The sequence below is a fragment of the Agrobacterium sp. 6Ca8 genome (assembly GCF_055382765.1).
On the sequence record NZ_AP026433.1, the window covers coordinates 447,585 to 464,866 of the forward strand.

Annotated in this window: 21 protein-coding genes; 5 read left to right on the forward strand and 16 right to left on the reverse strand. The window is 59.8% G+C overall.

Translation table 11 applies throughout. The annotated features are described in order from the left end of the window. The first annotated feature begins 114 nt into the window (after positions 1 to 114). Positions 115 to 498 carry an ACT domain-containing protein gene (locus tag ACZ5A6_RS02195; RefSeq protein WP_003511736.1) on the forward strand — a complete coding sequence of 128 codons (384 nt, stop codon included), beginning with the start codon at positions 115 to 117 and terminating at the stop codon, positions 496 to 498. A gap of 62 nt (positions 499 to 560) precedes the next feature. On the opposite strand, the gene ACZ5A6_RS02200 is transcribed toward ACZ5A6_RS02195, so the two are convergent. Next, a complete protein-coding gene (locus ACZ5A6_RS02200; RefSeq protein ID WP_003511738.1) occupies positions 561 to 1,016 on the reverse strand; it encodes an Lrp/AsnC family transcriptional regulator in 456 nt (151 codons plus the stop codon). Between the two features lie 119 nt (positions 1,017 to 1,135). Between ACZ5A6_RS02200 and ACZ5A6_RS02205 the strand changes: the two genes are divergently transcribed. Further along, on the forward strand, positions 1,136 to 2,098 hold the full coding sequence (locus ACZ5A6_RS02205; protein ID WP_174061574.1) for a nucleoside recognition domain-containing protein: 963 nt from the start codon (positions 1,136 to 1,138) through the stop codon (positions 2,096 to 2,098). Here the strand turns inward: ACZ5A6_RS02205 and ACZ5A6_RS02210 are convergent. Together ACZ5A6_RS02210 and ACZ5A6_RS02215 are read right to left on the reverse strand one after the other, a co-directional pair. Further along, entirely contained in the window at positions 2,079 to 2,432 is a 354-nt protein-coding gene (locus tag ACZ5A6_RS02210) for a putative quinol monooxygenase (protein WP_003511740.1), read from the reverse strand. The genes ACZ5A6_RS02205 and ACZ5A6_RS02210 overlap by 20 nt on opposite strands. Positions 2,433 to 2,438: 6 nt before the next feature. Beyond that, positions 2,439 to 3,233, reverse strand: coding sequence for a helix-turn-helix domain-containing protein (locus tag ACZ5A6_RS02215; RefSeq protein WP_174061573.1), 795 nt, complete (start codon positions 3,231 to 3,233; stop codon positions 2,439 to 2,441). Positions 3,234 to 3,340: 107 nt separating this feature from the next. On the opposite strand from ACZ5A6_RS02215, the gene ACZ5A6_RS02220 reads away from it, so the two are divergent. Next, on the forward strand, positions 3,341 to 3,703 hold the full coding sequence (locus ACZ5A6_RS02220; RefSeq protein ID WP_003511743.1) for a nuclear transport factor 2 family protein: 363 nt from the start codon (positions 3,341 to 3,343) through the stop codon (positions 3,701 to 3,703). 41 nt (positions 3,704 to 3,744) lie between these two features. Here the strand turns inward: ACZ5A6_RS02220 and dxs are convergent, their stop codons facing one another. The 7 genes from dxs to ACZ5A6_RS02255 form a co-directional block, all read right to left on the reverse strand. Beyond that, a complete protein-coding gene (dxs, locus tag ACZ5A6_RS02225; protein WP_003511745.1) occupies positions 3,745 to 5,664 on the reverse strand; it encodes a 1-deoxy-D-xylulose-5-phosphate synthase in 1,920 nt (639 codons plus the stop codon). A gap of 98 nt (positions 5,665 to 5,762) precedes the next feature. Continuing rightward, the gene (locus ACZ5A6_RS02230) at positions 5,763 to 6,686 is read right to left on the reverse strand and encodes a pirin family protein (protein WP_003511747.1); all 924 of its coding nucleotides are present in this window, start codon (positions 6,684 to 6,686) and stop codon (positions 5,763 to 5,765) included. Between the two features lie 102 nt (positions 6,687 to 6,788). Further along, positions 6,789 to 7,043 carry an exodeoxyribonuclease VII small subunit gene (locus ACZ5A6_RS02235; protein ID WP_003503059.1) on the reverse strand — a complete coding sequence of 85 codons (255 nt, stop codon included), beginning with the start codon at positions 7,041 to 7,043 and terminating at the stop codon, positions 6,789 to 6,791. Positions 7,044 to 7,045: 2 nt separating this feature from the next. After that, positions 7,046 to 7,981, reverse strand: coding sequence for a histone deacetylase family protein (locus tag ACZ5A6_RS02240; protein WP_003511750.1), 936 nt, complete (start codon positions 7,979 to 7,981; stop codon positions 7,046 to 7,048). Between the two features lie 26 nt (positions 7,982 to 8,007). Continuing rightward, positions 8,008 to 8,571, reverse strand: a complete 564-nt coding sequence (locus tag ACZ5A6_RS02245; protein ID WP_003511752.1) for a biotin transporter BioY — start codon at positions 8,569 to 8,571, stop codon at positions 8,008 to 8,010. A gap of 31 nt (positions 8,572 to 8,602) precedes the next feature. Next, on the reverse strand, positions 8,603 to 9,208 hold the full coding sequence (locus tag ACZ5A6_RS02250; RefSeq protein ID WP_013635601.1) for a CbiQ family ECF transporter T component: 606 nt from the start codon (positions 9,206 to 9,208) through the stop codon (positions 8,603 to 8,605). Beyond that, positions 9,205 to 9,885: an energy-coupling factor ABC transporter ATP-binding protein gene (locus ACZ5A6_RS02255; RefSeq protein ID WP_013635602.1), complete on the reverse strand. Its 681-nt coding sequence runs from the start codon at positions 9,883 to 9,885 to the stop codon at positions 9,205 to 9,207. The genes ACZ5A6_RS02250 and ACZ5A6_RS02255 overlap by 4 nt, the downstream gene beginning before the upstream one ends. A 115-nt stretch (positions 9,886 to 10,000) precedes the next feature. Here ACZ5A6_RS02255 and ACZ5A6_RS02260 point away from each other — a divergent pair, with 115 nt between their 5' ends. Further along, complete coding sequence (locus ACZ5A6_RS02260; protein WP_035197937.1) at positions 10,001 to 11,194, forward strand: winged helix-turn-helix domain-containing protein; 1,194 nt, start codon at positions 10,001 to 10,003, stop codon at positions 11,192 to 11,194. 164 nt (positions 11,195 to 11,358) lie between these two features. Here ACZ5A6_RS02260 and ribB read toward each other — a convergent pair whose 3' ends face one another. From ribB to ACZ5A6_RS02275, 3 genes are all read right to left on the reverse strand, one after another. Next, on the reverse strand, positions 11,359 to 12,459 hold the full coding sequence (ribB, locus tag ACZ5A6_RS02265) for a 3,4-dihydroxy-2-butanone-4-phosphate synthase (RefSeq protein ID WP_003511757.1): 1,101 nt from the start codon (positions 12,457 to 12,459) through the stop codon (positions 11,359 to 11,361). 12 nt (positions 12,460 to 12,471) lie between these two features. Next, positions 12,472 to 13,569, reverse strand: a complete 1,098-nt coding sequence (aroC, locus tag ACZ5A6_RS02270) for a chorismate synthase (protein WP_003511758.1) — start codon at positions 13,567 to 13,569, stop codon at positions 12,472 to 12,474. 137 nt (positions 13,570 to 13,706) lie between these two features. After that, positions 13,707 to 13,982, reverse strand: coding sequence for a hypothetical protein (locus ACZ5A6_RS02275; protein WP_162540190.1), 276 nt, complete (start codon positions 13,980 to 13,982; stop codon positions 13,707 to 13,709). Positions 13,983 to 14,022: 40 nt separating this feature from the next. Between ACZ5A6_RS02275 and ACZ5A6_RS02280 the strand changes: the two genes are divergently transcribed. Further along, entirely contained in the window at positions 14,023 to 14,283 is a 261-nt protein-coding gene (locus ACZ5A6_RS02280) for a DUF1344 domain-containing protein (protein ID WP_003511760.1), read from the forward strand. A 199-nt stretch (positions 14,284 to 14,482) separates the two neighbouring features. On the opposite strand, the gene ACZ5A6_RS02285 is transcribed toward ACZ5A6_RS02280, so the two are convergent. The 3 genes from ACZ5A6_RS02285 to ACZ5A6_RS02295 form a co-directional block, all read right to left on the reverse strand. Further along, positions 14,483 to 15,076 (reverse strand): histidine phosphatase family protein, encoded by a 594-nt coding sequence (locus ACZ5A6_RS02285; RefSeq protein ID WP_003511761.1) that lies wholly within the window; start codon positions 15,074 to 15,076, stop codon positions 14,483 to 14,485. Positions 15,077 to 15,107: 31 nt separating this feature from the next. Then, complete coding sequence (fabI, locus tag ACZ5A6_RS02290) at positions 15,108 to 15,926, reverse strand: enoyl-ACP reductase FabI (protein ID WP_003511762.1); 819 nt, start codon at positions 15,924 to 15,926, stop codon at positions 15,108 to 15,110. Between the two features lie 131 nt (positions 15,927 to 16,057). After that, positions 16,058 to 17,167 carry a DnaJ C-terminal domain-containing protein gene (locus ACZ5A6_RS02295; protein WP_174061572.1) on the reverse strand — a complete coding sequence of 370 codons (1,110 nt, stop codon included), beginning with the start codon at positions 17,165 to 17,167 and terminating at the stop codon, positions 16,058 to 16,060. Positions 17,168 to 17,282 lie beyond the last annotated feature (115 nt).

A 17,282-nucleotide genomic window follows, 5' to 3' on the forward strand; every position in this document is an offset into this window, starting at 1 on the left:
CGATCATCAAGCGTGAATCAGGGGGCTGTGAAGCCCCCTTTTTGTTGCTAGATTTACGGCGCGAGCACTCAACCACGCGTTCTGTCGCAGTTTCCCAACAAAGGTGATTTCGAGATGGCACCTAGGATCAAGTTGAAAGTTCTGGATGGTGCATATGGGGTGGCCCGACTTGAGGCATCTGAAGCCATTCCGGCCTGGGCCGATGGCGGTGGCTTCGTCAGTATCACCCGGACCGATGATGAGCTTTCCATCGTCTGCCGGGAAGATCGTATACCTGGGCATGTCAGATCTGATACGGGTTGGTCCTGTCTAAAGCTACAGGGGCCATTTGCCTTCGATGAAACGGGCATCGTCTTGTCCGTTATCGAGCCGCTCTCGACCAATGAGATCGGTATATTCGTGGTTTCGACTTTCGATGGCGACCACCTGCTTGTGAAATCGAACGATCTGGAAAAAGCTTTCGTTCTGCTGAAAAATGCAGGGCATTCGCTCATCTAGAGACCCATTTGCCACGACGACTTCTCCAAGGAGGAGCGTTTTGACGAGTGAAATGGAAGAATTCAATCGAGCCGAATGGCTGTTTCCTCTTTCGCCGTTCGTATGACGACCATGGTGAAGAAGCGTGCGACATTGTTCTGGTCGCGGAACAGCCTGTCGCATAGCGCGTCGAACTCCTCCATGTCGCGCAAGCGCAGCATCAGAACGACATCGGTGGCTCCGGTAACGGAATAGGTGTGCGAAACCGCGTCCTCGGCGCTCGCCAGGTCGAGAAAACGGCGCATATGCTGCTCGCCGTGCAATTTCAGCTCCACCGTCACCAGCGCCTTGATTGCCCGTCCGGCTCTGGCGGGATTGAGGATCGCGACAATGCGGTCGATCACGCCCGATTTGCGCAGCCGCTGCAGACGGCGCAGGCAGCTGGATGGCGACAGCCCCACTTCCTCGGCCATGTCCACATTGGTGCGCGATGCGTCACGCTGCATGAGGTTTAAAAGTTTGCGGTCGATACGGTCCATTGCCGCAGCATAATCTCTAATGGTCAACTTGCAATAAAATTGCACAAAGCTGCAATCTTTGACCACAAATGCGAACCGGCTCGAGCTAGTGGATTGAGACAATCTTTAAGGAGTTTCAGATGCCATTGCTGATGCCGGTCTGGCGTAAAACGCGGGAAACGCTTGAAATCTATTGGGTGCTTGTCCGGATCACCGTTCCGATTGCGATCCTCACCGAACTGTTGTCGAGAATGGGCGCGATCGAGGCCGTGGCCCCGGTCTTTGCGCCGGTCATGAACCTGATCGGGCTTCCGCCGGAGCTGGGGCTGGCCTGGTTGACGGGAATGCTGGTGGGAATATGGGGCGCGGTGCCGCTGGTCTTCACGCTGGTTCCGGTATCCTCGCTCAGCGTGGCGGATGTCACGGTTTTCTCGGCCCTCATCCTGTTCGCGCATGGGCTGCCCATTGAGCAGAAGATCATTGAAAAGGCCGGTCCCGGCGTGATCGCAACGACGCTGCTGCGTATCGGGGGCGGATTGCTCTATGCCTTTCTCCTGCACCATTTTCTGGAGGTGACAGGGTGGCTGTCGGCCCCGGTGAACCCGGTCTGGACTGCCATGGGCGCCACAGCCGACTGGGCGGACTATTTTTGGGGCCTTGGCGAAACCATGCTTTCGATGCTCGTCATCCTTCTGGTCCTGTCCTTTGGCCTTGAAATCCTCAGGCTGACCGGCGTCCTGGCCTTGATGATGAAAGCGCTTTCGCCCGTGCTGCGTCTTGCCGGCATTCGCGGCGAGGCCGAACATCTCACCGCCATCGGATTGTTCCTCGGTATCTCCTATGGCGCCGGTCTTCTGATCCGCGAGGCGCAATCGGGAGCGATATCGCCGCGTCAGGTCTTTCTGTCATGCGTGTTCATGGGGTTTGCGCATAGCGTCATTGAGGACACCATTGTCGTGATGTCGCTGGGTGCAGATGTCTACGGCGTTCTGGTCGGACGGCTCGTTTTCGCCATTGTGGCAACCGCCGCTATTGCAGCCTTGCTGCATCGCCTGTCCGACGAAGTGTTCTTTGCACGGATGTTCAGGCCACAGGGTACGTAGACGAAGACACGCCAGGTTTCGCCGCGGGGCCGGCATGATCAGCCCGCATGGGGTGCCAGACGGAAATGTCGCGCGGGGCATCTAGAAGCTCGGGCAAGGCATCGTGCCAAGCCTGCCGATAGGGACGATGAACCTGCACGTCGAGGACATCCTGATGGTCGCTCCAGGTCTCATGCAGCAGGAAGTGGTTTTCGTTTTCGCCGTCCCGATGCAGGGTTGCGTTCACAAAGGTGTTCTCGTGTCGCATGGCGTCGAGCAGATCATTCAGCAATCCTAGAAAACGTTCGCGCTGATCGGCACGGACCTTGAAGCCGATGAGATAGGTGGTGTGCATGGATAGTTACTCCTTTGTACCGTTCATCAGGGCGGCGCGGGTCTCGGCGTCGGCCGGGTAGAAACATTCCAGCACCAGCTCGGACAACGTCACATCCGTGGCGGTTCCGAAAACCGTGGTGGTCGAAATGAAGCGCAGCACGCCCCCGGACAACGGATCGCGTAGTTCGAGCGGTATCGCCAGCGGATCGGCCCCGGCGGAATGCCGTGGAGCTGCGGGCGCGGGATAGGCGGAAAGTTCCGCATGCAGCCGGGAAAGCGTCTCGTCTCCGGTCTCTTCGACTTGGCGGCGTAGGCGATCCAGCAGGTGATGCCGCCATTCGGCAAGATTGACGATGCGTGAACTCAAGCCATCAGGATGCAGGCTCAGCCGCAATACATTGAGGGTCGGGTGAAGCAGGTCTTCGGATATGCCGGCGAGAAGCGATTTGATCGCATCATTTGCAAGAACCAGATTCCAATGGCGGTCGACGGCAAGTGCCGGGAAGGGCATGTGGCCCTGCACCACGGTTTCGACGGCCTTACGAACGGCCGTCATATCAGGCGCATCCAGTGATCGTTCGGAATGGATCGGCGCATAGCCTGCCGCCAGCATCAGCCGGTTGGCGGCGCGGGCTGGCATGGAAAGCTGCTCTGCCAGCCTCGCCAGCATTTCACGGCTGGGCGAAGATCGCCCGCTTTCCACAAAACTCAGATGGCGCGCCGATATCTCGGCATCGGACGCCAGATCGAGCTGGCTCAATCTGCGGCGCGCCCGCCATTCCTTAAGCACCTGGCCGACATGTTCTTGATGATGTGTCATGCCCCGCAGCCTAGCAGAAGATATCGGCAATGCGATTACCTCGCAGGTAATTGTTCTGCGTCACAGCCCCCGGCATGCTCAGGCCGTCAACCAAAAGGAGCGCAATCATGACGCAACATCTCGCAATCGCCGAAACCTACCTCGCTGTCTGGAACGAGGAGAACGATGAACGCCGCCAGCGCCTCGTCAGCCAAGGCTGGGCTGAAATGGCGTGCTATACAGATCCTTTGATGCAGGGTGAGGGGCAGCAGGGGATTGCCGCGATGATCGAGGCGGCGCGGCAGAAATTTCCGGGATATCGCTTTGTGCTCACAGGCACCCCGGATGGCCACGGCAACTTCACCCGTTTTTCATGGCGTCTCATTTCGCCTGACGGAGAAGATGTTGCCGGCGGAACCGATGTCGTCAGCCTAAATGCCGAGGGGCAGATTGAAAATGTCGTCGGTTTTCTCGATGGCGCCGCATCCTGAGGCAGAGGCGGGTCGTCCCGCCTTCTGTCCCGGTAATTCTGTCAGCCGGCGAAACCGACGCCGGCCTGACGCTGGCCGAGCGCATTGAACACGGTGGAAACGATGCCGGCGCGGTCGAGGCCGGCATTGGCATACATGGTCTCCGGCTTGGCCTGCTCCACCCAATGGTCGGGCAGCGTCAGGGTCCGAACCTTCGGGCCGTGGTCGAGCAAGCCTGCGCTTGCCATGAAATGCAGCACATGTGCACCGAAACCGCCGACAGAGCCTTCCTCGATTGTCACCAGAACCTCATGATGAGCGGCAAGCTGGCGGATGAGGTCGAGGTCGAGCGGCTTGGCGAAGCGCGCATCGGCAACCGTGGTCGAAAGTCCGGCCGCATCGAGGTCTTCGGCAGCCGCCAGGCACTCCGCAAGGCGCGTACCGAAGGAAAGAAGTGCAACCTTCGTGCCTTCCTTGATGATGCGGCCCTTGCCGATCTGCAAAATCTCACCGCGCGCGGGCATCTCGACACCCACGCCTTCGCCGCGCGGATAACGGAAGGAAATCGGGCCTTCATCATAGGCTGCGGCTGTGCGAACCATATGTTTCAGCTCGGCCTCGTCGGACGCCGCCATAACCACCATGCCGGGCAGGGTGGCAAGGAATGTGGTGTCGAAAGAGCCGGCATGGGTCGGTCCGTCTGCGCCGACGAAACCGGCGCGGTCGATGGGGAAGCGCACGGGCAAGCTCTGGATCGCCACATCATGCACCAGCTGGTCGTAACCGCGTTGCAGGAAGGTGGAATAAAGCGCGCAGAACGGCTTGTAGCCATCCGCCGCAAGCCCCGCCGCGAAGGTGACGGCGTGCTGCTCGGCAATGCCGACATCGAAGGTGCGGGCCGGGAAAAGCTCGGCCATCTTGTCCAGCCCGGTACCATTAGGCATGGCGGCGGTGACGCCGATGATCTTGTCGTCGAGGGTCGCTTCCTGGATAAGCGCTTCGGCAAACACGCTGGTATAGCTCGGCGCATTCGGCTTGGCTTTCGCCTGCGCGCCGGTAATGACATCGAACTTGTTGACGCCGTGATATTTGTCCGCTGCCGCTTCCGCCGGTGCATAACCCTTGCCCTTCTGCGTCACCACATGGATGAGAACAGGGCCTTTCTGGTTGTCGCGCACATTGCGCAGTACAGGCAGCAGGTGATCGAAGGAATGACCGTCGATCGGGCCGATGTGATAGAAGCCAAGCTCCTCGAACAGCGTGCCGCCCGTTACGTAACCGCGCGCATGGGTCACGGCGCGGGTAATGGCGCGGTCGATGGTCTTGCCGAGATAGGCGGTGAGTTTCTTGCCGAAATCGCGAAAGCCCATATAGGTGCGGCCGGAGGCCAGCCGCGCGAGATAAGCGCTCATCGCGCCCGTCGGCGGCGCAATCGACATGTCGTTGTCGTTGAGGATGACGATCAGCCGCGCGTCGAGCGCACCGGCATTGTTGAGCGCCTCAAACGCCATGCCCGCAGACATGGAGCCATCACCAATGACGGCGATAACCTTGCGGTCGCTCTGATCCAGCCCCGCAGCCACCGCCATGCCGAGACCGGCGGAAATGGAGGTGGAGGAATGGCCGGCACCGAAATCGTCATATTCGCTCTCTGCCCGACGCGTGAAACCGGAAAGCCCGCCTTCCTGGCGCAGCGTGCGGATGCGCTCGCGACGGCCGGTCAGGATCTTGTGCGGATAACATTGGTGGCCGACATCGAAGATCAACCGGTCTTCAGGCGTGTTGAACACCTTGTGGATGGCAATTGTCAGCTCCACCACGCCCAGACCGGCACCCAGATGCCCGCCGGTGCTCGACACCGCGTCGATCATCTCGTCGCGCAACTCCCTTGCCAGTTCCGGCAGGTCGCGATCGTCGATCTCCTTGAGATCGGATGGAAAATTCACCCGGTCAAGCAATGGGGTCTGTGGCATTCCGGTCAATCGTTCGGCCTTTTCTCGTGTCAGCGGTGGGCACCAGTGCGTCTTTCATATGGAAAGCCGGCAGTTGAGCCCTGCATGTCGTTCACTTCTATAGAATTTCAACCCTCCGGCAAAGGGACAAACTCTTCTTCGTCGCCGGGAACGATATCGAAGCGTCCGGTTCTCCACTCCTGTTTGGCCTGCTCTATGCGTTCTTTTGATGACGAAACGAAGTTCCACCAGATGTAACGGCGCTGGTTGAGTGCCGCACCGCCGAAGATCATGATGTGACAGCCGCCACTGCCGCTCTGCAATGTGATGTCGTCGCCGGGCCGGAAGACGAGCAACTGGTCGGCGGCAAAAACGTCACCCGCGACATCCAGAGATCCGGAAAGAATGTAGATCGCCCGTTCCTCATGGTCGGCAGAGAACGGGAATTTCACACCCGGTTCCAGCGTCAGGTCAACGTAAAGCGTGTCGGTAAAAGCCGAAACGGGGGAAGTGAGGCCTTCGAAATCACCGATGACGACCCGACCGGATGCGCCCTTGATATCGATCAGAGGCATGTCTTCCCGGGCGGTATGGGAAAAGGCCGGAGCGATTTCCTCCATATGATCGGGGAGGGCAAGCCAGGTCTGCAGGCCGGACATGGAAAGCGGATGGCCGCGCAGGTTTTCCGGCGTGCGCTCCGAATGCACGATTCCGCGCCCCGCCGTCATCAGGTTGATGTCGCCGGGGCGGATGACCAGTTCGGTGCCGAGGCTGTCGCGATGCTTGATTTCGCCGTCAAACAGATAGGTAACGGTGGAAAGCCCGATATGCGGATGCGGCTTGACATCCAGCGCCTCGCCCGCTTTCAGGATGGCCGGACCCATGCGGTCGAAAAAGATGAACGGGCCGACCAGCCGCCGCTGCCGCGTCGGCAGCGCACGCCGCACGGCGAAGCCGCCAATATCGCTGGTGCGCGGAATGATGAGGTTTTCGATGGCGTCGCAGGCGAAAGCATCGCCCGCGACAGGATCGTTGCCGGGAAAGAAGGACATCCGAAGCTCCTCGTATCGTTACACGCAAGCTTACCACGAACAATACGACGTGGGAGCGCCGTAATGTTGAACGCTGTGTCGCCCCCGTTCAACAGGACGTGTTTATTCCCCGTCCAGCGGCTCCACGCCCTGCGGTTTTCCGGCGCGGTCGAGACGGATTTTCTCGATACGCTTTTCGGCGGCGTTCAGAAGCGTCTCGCAATGTTTTTTCAGGGCTTCGCCGCGCTCGTAGATGGCGATCGACTCGTCCAGCGCCACGTCTCCGCGCTCCAGGCGTGCGACAATGCTTTCCAGCTCGGCGACGGCCTTTTCGAAGGAATAACCGCTGACATCGGCTGTGTTGGCATTTTCCGTCATTTTCAACCCTTCATCATTCTCAAAATATGCATGGCCGCCGATTCCGCCAGCCCTTCCAGATCATAACCGCCTTCAAGCAGGCTGACGACCCGGTTCGAGGCGTATTTGTCCGCCATTTCCAGCAACCGCCCTGTCGCCCAGTCGAAATCCTCGCCCACCAGATTGATCTGCGCAAGCGGATCGCGATGATGCGCGTCGAAACCGGCGGAGATGATGATGAGATCGGGCGAAAAATCGGCAATCGCCGGCAGGACGCGGGATTTGAACGCCTCGCGAAAATACTCGCTGCCGGTATTGGGGGAAAGTGGCGCGTTGACGACATTGTTCTTCACGCCGGTTTCGTTTTTATCGCCGCTCCACGGGTAAAGCGGCATCTGGTGGGTGGAACAGAACAGCACTGACGTGTCGTTCCAGAAGATATCCTGCGTACCGTTGCCGTGATGCACGTCCCAGTCGATGATGGCGACGCGCTCTGCGCCGTGCACCTTCTGGGCGTGACGGGCGGCGATTGCTGCATTGTTGAAGAGACAGAACCCCATGGCCTTTGCGGTTTCCGCATGGTGGCCGGGCGGGCGGGACGCAACGAAGACGTTGTCGGCGGCACCCGTAAACACGTCATCTACCGCCACCATCGCAGCGCCTATACCGGTCAGCGCCGCCTGCAGGCTTTTCGGCGAGACATAGGTGTCGGCCTCGACGCGGTTGATCTCGCCATCTTCCTCGGGAATCTGGCGCATGACGGACAGCAGATGCTCCTCCGGATGCGCCAGAAGCACGGCATCCTCGTTGGCCTGCGGCGCTTGCTTGCGGACCAGTCGCTCGAAATTCGGATGTTCGAGCGCAATGTTCAGAGATCGCAGCCGATCCGGCCGCTCGGGATGGCCTTCCGGCGTGATGTGTTCAAGGAAGATCGGATGTTCGTAAAGACGGGTCGCCATTCTCTAATCCTCCCGAAATAAGCTGATCAAGCGCGCTGCGGCAAAAGCGGATAGCCGACCATCACAGCGCGGCCGGCAAGGGCGGCAAGCACGGCCTTCAACGCATCACCGGGAATGAAGGCGAGCGAACCCATGAACGCCTTTTCAAACCCGAGCCCGACCACCAGCGCCAGATAGGAGATGCCGAAGGCATAAAGCACGACCACGCCGCCGGCGAGGCTGGCGATGAAGAAACCGATACCCTGCGTCAGAGCCGACTGGCCGCGATTGACGAGTTTTTCCGAGAGCATGCCGGTGACGAAAGCGGCAGCAATCCAGCCGATCAGGAAGCCCGTGGTCGGCGTGGTGAAGATGGAAAGGCCGCCGCGTCCGCCTGAGAGGACTGGCAGGCCGATGGCGGCGATGAGGATGGTCAGAAGAACCGCGAGCGTGCCGCGTTTCGCCCCCAGCACGACACCGGCCAGCATGACGCCGAGCGACTGCGCGGTGATGGGCACCGGAATGAAACCAAGCGTGATCGGCGGCAAAAGTCCGAGTGCGATGATGATGGCGGAAAACAGCGAGATCAGCACAAGGTCGCGGGTCGTCATGGCTCGGGAACTCCGGATGGTTGTTTTGCCGTCAGCTTTGGCCTCTGAAACCGCGCGCGTCAATGGCGTCGGCAATGGCATCCGCATCCTTCAACGTCATAATGACGAGCGGCACGATGATCGTGGCCAGCCGAACGGGGAGGCCGCGCGCGCGGTGCGCATCGCGCACCGCATGGTAACGATTGACGATCTCCGGCACGAACCGCACGACGAGCCCGACCGCGAGCCCGATATCGGCCGCCTTGACCAGCCCCAGCCTTTCCAGCGGGGCGGCGGCAAGCGCGATTTCGTCCATGAATTGCGAAATGCTGACGGTGATGGTGACGGCGGTGGCGAGAAGCGCCAGTGCAGTCAGCCGCAAAAGATTGACACTCGCATCGTGTACCGGAAGCAGCAGATAGCTGAAGGCGGCAACGAGGAGAATGGTCAGCATCACCGGGCGTAGCCGCAGGCCGATCTCGCGGAATTGCAGCCGCGTCTCGCGCAGAATGGCGGCGGCCACAACGACGGCGCATCCCAGCAAAAGCAGATCGCGGGTGAGAAACAGCGCAATGCTGAAAACCATCAGCGTCACGAGCTTGAGTCGCGGAGAGACGCGGTAGAGCCAGCCCGTGCCTTCGACATGAAGCGACTTCATCGCGACGCAACCTCCAGATAACGTGCCACCGCCTCTTCGGGGTTGGCGTCTGCAACAAGCTCGCCTTCGTGAAAAACCAGTACGCGATCGAAGCCGGAAAGCAGCGGCAGATCGTGGGTGATGACGACAAGCGCCTGCGACAGCGCAGCCATTGTCTTTTCAACGATCGCGCGGTTTTTGAGGTCGAGCTGATTGGTCGGTTCATCGAGAATGAGGATTTGCGGTTCAGTGACCAGCAGGGCGGCCAGCGCCGCCAGCTGCAATTCGCCGCCGGAAAGCTCGTGCGCGCGCCGTTCTTCCAGATGAGCGATACCGAGCCGGGCAAGCACGGCCTTGACCCGCGTTTCTGTCTCCGTCTTGCCGATACCGAGTCGCTTGAGGCCGAAGGCGACATCGTCGCGTATGATCGGCAGGATGATCTGGTTCTGCGGATTCTGGAAGATGAAACCGACTGCCTGCAATACCGCTCTCGCATCTTTGACGGTGTCGAGACCGTTCACCGACACCTTGCCGCGCGTCGGCTTTGTCAGACCATTAATCAGCCGCGCAAAGGTGGTCTTGCCCGAGCCGTTGAGGCCGATGACGCCGATACGCCGTTCAGTCAATGTCAGGGACACGGGCTGTAAAGCCTGCCTGCCCTCGAAGGCGACGCCTGCGGTGTCGAAACGGATTTCCAAGATTGATGCATCCCTCTATCGCTTTCCGGTTCTATATCGTGTCATCAACAGAAGTGAAACAAAGAACAAAAAAAGAACATTGCAATCCTGAAAAAGCCGTCATACCTTCTGCTTTATGACGATCAAGGTTTCAAACGAAGCGGCAAGGCGGATTTTTCTGGCGCGGCAGGGGCTTTGCTCTCCGCCCGGAAAGGCGCTTTCCAAGGATGGCCTGCTGCAGCTCATTACCGATATCGGTTTCGTGCAGGTGGACAGTATCGGCACGGTGGAGCGCGCCCATCACCAGATAATATTCTCCCGAAACCAGACCTACAGGCGCGAACATCTGACAGCACTGCTGGAAAAGGACCGCGCGCTGTTCGAGCACTGGACGCATGATGCCTCCATCGTGCCGACCGAATTTTACCCCTATTGGAAGCACCGCTTCCGCCGCCGCGAGCCGATCATTCAGGAGCGCTGGCGCAAATGGCATGGTGAGGGGTTCGATGCGGCTTTCGCCGAGACGCTGGAGCGCATCGCCGCCACGGGTCCGGTTCTGGCGCGTGAGTTGAAGGAGGAGGGGCATCAGTCCGGCGGCTGGTGGAACTGGCATCCTTCCAAGACCGCACTCGAATATCTGTGGCACACCGGTAAGCTTGCCATATCCGGCCGCGTGAATTTCCAGAAGGTCTATGATCTGGCGGAGCGGGTCATTCCCGGCGAGCACCACGAAAGCGAAGTGGAGCATACGCAATTCGTCGACTGGGCCTGCCGGCAGGCGCTCACCCGGCTGGGTTTTGCCACCCATGGCGAAATCGCCGCCTTTTTCGATCTCGTTACCCCGCAGGAGGCGAGGGACTGGGTCAAGAGCCACCGTGACGAACTGTGCGAGGTCTCGCTTCTCGCAAGCGATGGCGGTGCTGCCCGCCCGTCCTATGCCTTTGCGGATTTCAGCGCCGATGTCGCCAACCTGCCGGAACCGTCGTCCCGCGTCCGTGTGCTGAGTCCCTTCGATCCGCTGTTGCGCGACCGCAACCGCACGGAGCGGCTGTTTGGCTTCTATTACCGTATCGAGGTCTTCGTACCCGAGCCGAAACGGCAATATGGCTATTACGTCTTCCCGCTTCTGGAAGGCGACCGGCTGATCGGCCGTATCGACATGAAGGCAGACCGCAAGCGCAGCACGCTGGATGTGCGCCGCCTGTGGCTGGAACCGGGCGTGCGCGCCTCAGCGGGAAGGCTCGAGAAACTAGACGCGGAATTGTCGCGGCTTGCGAAGTTTACGGGGGTGGAGAGTGTGAATTATCTGGAGGGGTGGCGGGATGTGTAATTGCGCCTTGAGCCGGCGACTGCCTCTTCCGTCATGCTCGGGCCCGTCCCGAGCATGACGGAAAATGTATAGGATGCGTCTGCAGATCCTCGGCACAAGACCGAGGATGACGCCGGACGGGCGGAGAGGACGCCAAATCGAAGCGCCCTCGCGACGTCCCTAAATCACCCGATATCCGTTGCCGAAATCTTGATCCCGAAGCCTTCCAGCCCGACATAGTGGCGCTCGCGGGTCGTCATCAGCTTGATCGAGCTGATGCCGAGGTCTTTGAGAATCTGCGCGCCGAGGCCGATTTCCAGCCATTCATTTTCGCGGGAGCGGGCCTGTGCGTGCGCTTCGTCGGGATCACGCGCCTTGCGCCGTCCGTCCACCTGGCCGACGCCGACAGAACCTTCGCGTAGATAGACGATGACGCCGCGGCCTTCTTCGGCGATCTTCTGCATATAGTGCTGCACCGGCTGGCGGTCGCCGAACACGTCGTCAGCAACGTTTTCAGGGTGCAGGCGCACGGGAATATCGACGCCATCGCGGATATCGCCGAAAATCACCGCCATATGCTGCATCCGGTCCCATGGCAGGGAATAGGTATGCGCCTTGGCCGGTCCGAACGGGGTTTGGATGGTGAAGGAGGATTCCATCTCCACCAGCGTTTCCTTGCGCTGGCGATAGGCGATCAGATCGGCGACCGAAACATGCTTCATGCCGTGTTTTTCGGCGAAATCCAGAACCTGCGGCCCACGCATCACGGTGCCATCGTCATTGACCAGCTCGCTGATGACGCCGATGGGCGGCAGGCCGGCGAGCCGGCAGAGATCGACCGCCGCTTCGGTATGGCCGGACCGCATCAGCACGCCGCCTTCGCGCGAAATCAGCGGGAAAATGTGGCCTGGCCGGGTGAAATCCGACGCGCCGACATTCGGGTTGGCGAGATTGCGCACCGTCAGGGTGCGGTCATCCGCGGAAATACCGGTCGTCGTGCCATGCTTGAAATCGACGCTGACGGTGAAGGCGGTCGTGTGGGCGCTGTCGTTTTCCGCCACCATGGCGTTGAGGTTCAGCCTCTTTGCCTCGTCACGCGGCATGGGCGCGCAAACGATGCCGGATGTGTGGCGCACAATCAGCGCCATTTTTTCCGGCGTGCAATGAACCGCCGAAATAATCAGATCGCCTTCGTTTTCACGGTCGTCGTCGTCGGTCACGACAACGATCTCGCCTGCTTCGAAAGCGCGGATAGCGTCGACGACACGTTTCTGATCATAGGCCATTTCGGATTTACCTCACTTCAACCGGCCGGTCTGGCCACGATCTCTCAAATAATGGTCGGCAACGGTGCAGGCCACCATCGCCTCGCCGATCGGCACGGCGCGGATGCCGACGCAGGGGTCGTGGCGGCCCTTGGTGCGCACATCCACATTGCGGCCGTCGGTGTCGATGGACTGGCGCTCCGTCAGAATGGAGGAGGTGGGCTTGATGGCGAAGCGGGCGATGACGGGCTCGCCAGTCGCGATGCCGCCCAGAATGCCGCCGGCATGGTTCGACAGGAAAATCGGTTTGCCGTCATTGCCCATGCGCATCTCGTCGGCATTCTCCTCGCCGGAAAGCTCGGCCGAGGCAAATCCCTCGCCAATCTCCACGCCCTTGACGGCGTTGATCGACATCAGGCTGGAGGCAATATCCTGATCGAGCTTGGCGTAGATCGGCGCGCCGATGCCGGCCGGAACACCTTCCGCCACGACTTCGACGACCGCGCCGATCGACGATCCCGCCTTGCGGATGCCGTCAAGATATTCTTCCCACACCGGCACCATGGCCGGATCGGGGCAGAAGAATGGGTTCTGATCGACCTGGTCCCAATCCCAATTGTCACGGTTGATCTTGTGTTTGCCGATCTGCACCAGCGCACCGCGCACGTTGAGGCTCGGTACCACCTTGCGGGCGATTGCGCCTGCGGCAACACGCGCCGCCGTCTCGCGGGCGGAAGAGCGTCCGCCGCCGCGATAATCGCGAATGCCGTATTTCAGGTCATAGGTGAAGTCGGCATGGCCGGGGCGGAAGCTGCGGGCAATCTCGCCGTAATCCTTGGAACGCTGGTCGGTATTTTCGATCAGCATGGAGATCGGCGTGCCGGTGGTTATCATCGTCTCGCCGTCCTCATCCAGCATCACGCCGGACAGGACTTTGACGATGTCATCTTCACGGCGCTGGGTGACGAAGCGGCTTTGGCCGGGCTTGCGCTTGTCCATCCAGTGCTGCACCTCGGCAAGCGTGAAGCGGATACCGGGCGGGCAGCCGTCCACCACGCAGCCCAAAGCGGGCCCATGGCTTTCGCCCCAGGTGGTAACGCGAAAAAGATGACCGAAGCTGTTATGCGACATATTTCTCTAGACCGGAAAACGAGGGCGCGCCTGCGGACAGGGGCCGTTTAAAACAAGCGGATTTGTCATAGTAGAAAATCGGACCAAGGCAAAAGCCTTTCTTTCATCGCAAGTCCGATAAGAAGGTGACGCAGCGTTCACGACGCCGAGCAGCCCGGAAAACGACAGGCGTGACGATGGCTGACGACTGGCCGGATGAATGATTCGGCGGAAACGGCGCAGAGTTTTCCAGGTGACAAAAGTGTAAAGGTGCTGGTGTTTTCCACGCTGTTTCGCGGTTTTCCAATATTGCCGGGAAATGCGGTGTAAAAATCACTAACGACTTGAACGTGATCCAAAATCCGTTCATCAATTGGGCCGAAAATGTCATGGTTGCGGGCAATTTCCGCCACATTCGAAAGGCAATTCTTCATGCATGTAAGGTTTTCACGCAAATTCACGAAAGCTAGATCGATGCGTATGATGATTGCCGCCCTTCTGGCCACCGCCAACTTGCTTATGCCTATCAACAGCTACGCCCAGAGCGTCGATGTCGAGGGAACGATCAGCAAGATCGACGTGAATGCGCTGACCATTACCTTGAACGACGGCAAGAATTACCGTGTGCCGGAAGAGTTCAATTTCGAAGGCCTGAAGGCAGGCGTGAAGGTCGTTGTTTTCTACACGGAAGTGGACGGAAAACGCGTGGTCGATGATCTCGAGGTCGTGCAGTAAACTGCGGTTTCGGCTCTGCCTGTTGTCGAGGCGGACCTCTCTAAACCCGGTCGGGAAGCTCCAGAATTTCCATTATGCCGGACTTGATCCGACATCCAGCCGACGAGCGTCTGCGTGGCGGGATTGGTTTTTCAGCCTAAAGATTTGGGTTGGCCGGGTTCCGGCTCGAGGCCGGAATGACGGAGCAGGATCGGTACCCTCACGAAATCCACTCAGCACTGTTCCTGTCGATCTCGACCTTCAAAATCCGGTCCTGCGGGATCTGCGTCGTAGAGGCTTCATCCTTGTCCATGCCGGAAACCAGGCGGAAGATCGAGCGGATCACCCCGCCGTGGCAGACACATACCGTCGGCACCTCGACTGAGGAAAGCCATGCGCCAATACGCCAGGACAGGATTTCATAGCTTTCGGCATGCTGACCTGGGGGAATGAAGTCCCACTTGTTGGCCTTGCGCGCTTTCACCCGGTCGGGAAATTCTTTTTTCAGTTCCGGCAGGGTCTGGCCTTCCCAGTCGCCGAAGGAAACTTCGACGAGGCGGTCATCGGTGCGGTATGCGTGGGGATCGAGCCCCATCGCCCCGCGCATAAGCTCCATGGTCTCGCGCGTGCGCCCGAGCGGGCTTGCCACGTAATCGAAATCACGCGCGGAGTCGCCGAGAATTTGCGCCAGAACCTTGCCGTTGCCGACCGCTTGCGCGCGGCCGAAATCATTGAGCGGAATGTCTTTCTGGCCCTGAAGCCGGCGTATCGCATTCCAGTCCGTTTGTCCGTGCCGGATCACATAGACTAGCAAGGCGATACCCCTGTTTCAAAGTTCGGTCGGCTCAGTCCTTGACCACCGAAATATCCGGCGCGTCAACGGCCTTCATGCCGATGGTGTGATAACCGGAATCCACGTGGTGGATTTCGCCGGTGACAGCCGTCGAAAGGTCGGACAGCAGGTAAAGCGCCGACTTGCCGACTTCTTCGATGGAAACGGTGCGCTTCAGCGGCGCGTTGTATTCGTTCCATTTCAGAATGTAACGGAAATCGCCAATACCGGAAGCCGCAAGCGTCTTGATCGGGCCAGCGGAAACCGCGTTGACGCGGATGCCGCGACTGCCGAGGTCTACCGCGAGATAACGAACGCTGGCCTCGAGTGCAGCCTTGGCCACGCCCATGACGTTGTAGTTCGGCATGACCTTCTCGGCACCGTAATAGGTGAGCGTGATGATCGAACCGCCATCATTCATGATCGGCTCTGCCCGCTTGGCAACGGCGGCCAGCGAGAAGACGGAAATGTCCATGGTGCGGTTGAAGTTATCGCGGCTGGTGTCGAGATAACGGCCGGTCAGCTCGTCCTTGTCCGAAAAGGCGATGGCGTGCACGACGAAATCGATCTTGCCCCAATGCTTTTCCAGCCCGGCAAAAACCGCATCGATCGTCTCGAGGTCGGTCACGTCACAGTGGCCGGCCATGAAGGCGCCCAGTTCCTGCGCTAGCGGTTCAACACGCTTCTTCAGCGCGTCGCCCTGCCAGGTGAGCGCGATTTCCGCGCCCGCGTCCGCGCAAGCCTTGGCAATACCCCAAGCGATTGAACGATTATTGGCGACACCCAAGATGATGCCGCGTTTGCCAGCCATAAGGCCGGATGCCTGAGCCATTGTATGCTCCCTGATACTTTCGATTGATCCTGCCTATGGCATAGGCTGCAATCCTGTTCAAGATTGCCGAGGATCATCTACTGTTAGGGAACGTAACAAAGGGTGCGTTGTCCCGCCTATTCGCAAAACTTTTACAAATAAAGGCCTTCGCGCATGTGGCGCATGAGGTCAGTCACCTTCTCGTCCGGCTTTTCGAGCAGGATGATGCGCAATTCGATGACGAGATCGCCATATCCGCCCTTGCCGTCCGCAAGCCCCTTTTCGGCAAGCCGCAGCTCGCGATCGGAGCCGGACCAGGCAGGAATGGTGACGGTTTCCTCGCCAAGCGGCGTCCGGATACTCGTCTCGCAACCCAGAACCGCGTCACTGAGAGAGATTGGCAGCGTCGTATGAATATCGAAGCCGCGAAGAGAAAAGGCATCGTCGCGCGCCGCCAGCAACGTAACGGCCAGATCGCCACGCGCAATGTTCGGCAGCTTCAGCCCCTGGCCCTTTAGCCGCACCACATGACCGTCCGTCATGCCAGGTTCAAGCTGGAAGCGAACCTCGCGTTCGTCGGCAAGGGATACGGTGATCCATTTGCGCTCCAGAAGTTCGGTGACCGTAACGGTGGCTTCCGCCGTGATGTCAGGTGCCTTTTCCGGCGGTGTCTGCGGGGGGCGGAAGCGGCGCACGAGAGCGCTGAAGAGGTTGGCAGCGAGCGAGGCAGCTGCGGTTTCGCTTGCAGACGTCTGCGCGGTTTCGCCAGCACCGGGCGCTTCGCCCTTAACGCCCGTGGCTGCGGCTTTCGCCGCTTCGGCTGCCTGCTGCACCTTGGGGTCGTTCTGCGCGTCGGCGCCGAAAATCCGCTCGACGATATCTTCGGCCGTTTCGGGTTTTGCATCGGCTTTCTGGCCGGTTTGCGCCCTGTTGCGGGCATCCGCACGGGCCAGTTCCTCCATCAGCTTCTCAGCGGCCCTGGCGCGCTCGGCTGCCTCGCGCGCCGCCTCCCGCTGCTGCATGATTGTTTCGCCGCGCTGCTTTTTCTCGGCCGCCTTGCGGGCCTGGTCGTAAAGATCGCGCTTTTTGGGGTCTTTCAGAAGATCGTAGGCCTGCCCGACCTCGGCGAATCGCGCCGACGCGTCAGGGTCATCGCGATTCGCGTCCGGATGGACGGTTTTTGCCTTCGTGCGCCAGGCAGCCTTGATGTCTTCGTGACGGGCGTCACGTTTTAAGCCGAGGATAGAATACGGATCGCGCATGCGAAACACCAGTTACGTTGGCTCAGGCACGTGCAGCCGCTCATGGCGCAATCCTGAAACAAACCCCTCCGAAAAGGGATGCCTGCGATCATTCGCATGCATGCCCTCGGTTCAA